The sequence below is a fragment of the Moorena sp. SIO4A1 genome (assembly GCF_010672065.1).
Lineage (GTDB): Bacteria > Cyanobacteriota > Cyanobacteriia > Cyanobacteriales > Coleofasciculaceae > Moorena.
Window position 1 is genome coordinate 1 of sequence record NZ_JAAHHX010000512.1, and the last position, 1,743, is coordinate 1,743.

Annotated in this window: 2 protein-coding genes and 3 pseudogenes; 2 read left to right on the top strand and 3 right to left on the bottom strand. The window is 44.8% G+C overall.

From position 1 onward, the window contains the following. Nucleotides 1-138, bottom strand: a pseudogene (locus F6K53_RS40050) (sulfotransferase family protein); the annotation flags it as partial. A 303-nt stretch (nt 139-441) separates the two neighbouring features. On the opposite strand from F6K53_RS40050, the pseudogene F6K53_RS40055 reads away from it, so the two are divergent. Then, nucleotides 442-606: pseudogene (locus F6K53_RS40055) on the top strand (agmatinase); the annotation flags it as partial. A gap of 49 nt (nt 607-655) precedes the next feature. Continuing rightward, nucleotides 656-1,084, top strand: coding sequence for a Sir2 family NAD-dependent protein deacetylase (locus F6K53_RS40060; protein WP_293085627.1), 429 nt, complete (start codon nt 656-658; stop codon nt 1,082-1,084). Between the two features lie 153 nt (nt 1,085-1,237). Here F6K53_RS40060 and F6K53_RS40065 read toward each other — a convergent pair whose 3' ends face one another. Beyond that, nucleotides 1,238-1,501, bottom strand: coding sequence for a hypothetical protein (locus tag F6K53_RS40065; RefSeq protein ID WP_075901252.1), 264 nt, complete (start codon nt 1,499-1,501; stop codon nt 1,238-1,240). After that, a pseudogene (locus tag F6K53_RS40070) lies at nt 1,467-1,743 on the bottom strand (IS630 family transposase); the annotation flags it as partial. The pseudogene F6K53_RS40070 and the gene F6K53_RS40065, both read right to left, overlap by 35 nt.

Consider the following 1,743-nt stretch of genomic DNA (forward strand, 5'->3'; position numbering starts at 1 on the left):
TTTTTTTTCTAAGACATAATAGACATAAGCAAAAGGTTCATGCATAATTTTAAAGTCTCCCCGATTCATCATCATACGTTCAAAGGCAGTGGAAATAGACCGTGGATGTGACCACAGCACAACTATATTATTTTTCATTCTGAATCAAAATGATAACTGTTAACTCAAGTTGCGTATTTCAATATGTAACACTAAGCCAATACAGAATTCCTAATGAATTGAGCAGTTATTATGGCTTCATCTAAGGCTTGATCTTGTGCCTTAGACCCAGTTAACAGCTTAGCTTCACTCACTATCATAAATCTATTTTACAACAAATAAATGCGGATCAGCATAAATCCTGCATTCTTGTTTGTTGGTTGCAATTCATCTCACCGCCAAATCGAAGATTATGGCGGGAGCCTGAGGGGGTGACAAGGGGGTTGAAAGTTAGGCTGGGCGTGCCTTTGACCTTGGCGAGCGCTAGTTCCAACAGGCAAAACAATTATTGGTTTTGATTTGTGCGAGGTTGCACCTGGTGATGTTGGTGATGAGTGGGATGGCAATGTAGGAGCTAGAGTTCTGTACAAGCTTGCTTGTTTGCAGGGTGTTCAAATAAGTTGTTAACTCGAATCGAGAAATGTTCTAAAATTAGAATGTTGTGTTTTAGAAACTAATGGATGATATTCTGAGTGTTGTTGCTGATTGCATTCTCAAGGCAGAGTCTATTCTTTTCATTGTTGGAGCCGGTTTATCTGCAGACTCCGGGTTACCTACATATCGGGGTGTTGGTGGACTTTTTGAAGGTGTTCTCACTCAAGAAGGTATACCAATCGAAGAAGCTATCAGTAAAAACATGTTACAATCTTGTCCCGAAGTAACGTGGAAATATCTGTGGCAAATTGGAGCAGCCTGTCATAAAGCAAAATTCAATCGTGCTCATGAGGTCATTGCACAAATCGAGTCTTGGAAACCAGATACATGGGTATTGACGCAGAATATAGATGGGTTCGAGCGCGCAGCCGGAAGTAAAAACTTGATTCAAGTACATGGACAACTCTCCGAACTATTTTGTGTAAATTGTTCTTATATCATGTCGGGTTGAATGCCCCTGCAGCGCGCCACTTTCACCTCGGGCCACCAATGATAGAATGTCTTGCCCTCAATCAACTTCTGCTGTTGGAGTAATTGGCGACATCGACGTTCGACCAAATCTTCGACCATTTCATAGCGGTCATTGGCAAGGTTAGCTAACGGTTCATTGACGCTTAGGCCATAACCGCTCAGCGGGCTGTAACTCCGGAGTTGAGGGTGGCAGGGGTAACAGGTGAATCCCTTCTGGGACGGAGAGCTTTGTGCTCATATGCCAGCCTGCCTGGTCGAGAGGGAGAATCACTCGTTTATTTGAACCGACTCCGAAATGCTGAGAAAAATCTTCGAGCACCATTGAGAATAGCTTGGTGTTGACTTTGGGTAAAAGCCACGCCTTAGTTTCGACCGTTTGGGGTTGGACTTGCGCCATACAACCACAACCATTCTCGCTTCCAGTTAACTTTGCCTATGGGCGGAACCCCTGCTTCGATCCAGATGCGACGGGTCAGTGTGGCCGCGCCAATACGATGTTCATCCTCGGCCTTTTTCTCGACGGTAGCGTCGGGATACTCCTGTTGTACCCTCAAAACCTCGGCGGCCAGCTTTTTTTTCCACTCCTCCTGAGTTTTCCAATCTGCCTGTTGATGTTCCGGACGAGGTACTCTCAAGCGG

Coding starts and splice junctions, on each gene's coding strand:
- F6K53_RS40060 (WP_293085627.1), top strand. CDS start 656: ATGGATGATATTCTGAGTGTTGTTGCTGATTGCATTCTCAAGGCAGAG.
- F6K53_RS40065 (WP_075901252.1), bottom strand. CDS start 1,501: ATGGCGCAAGTCCAACCCCAAACGGTCGAAACTAAGGCGTGGCTTTTA.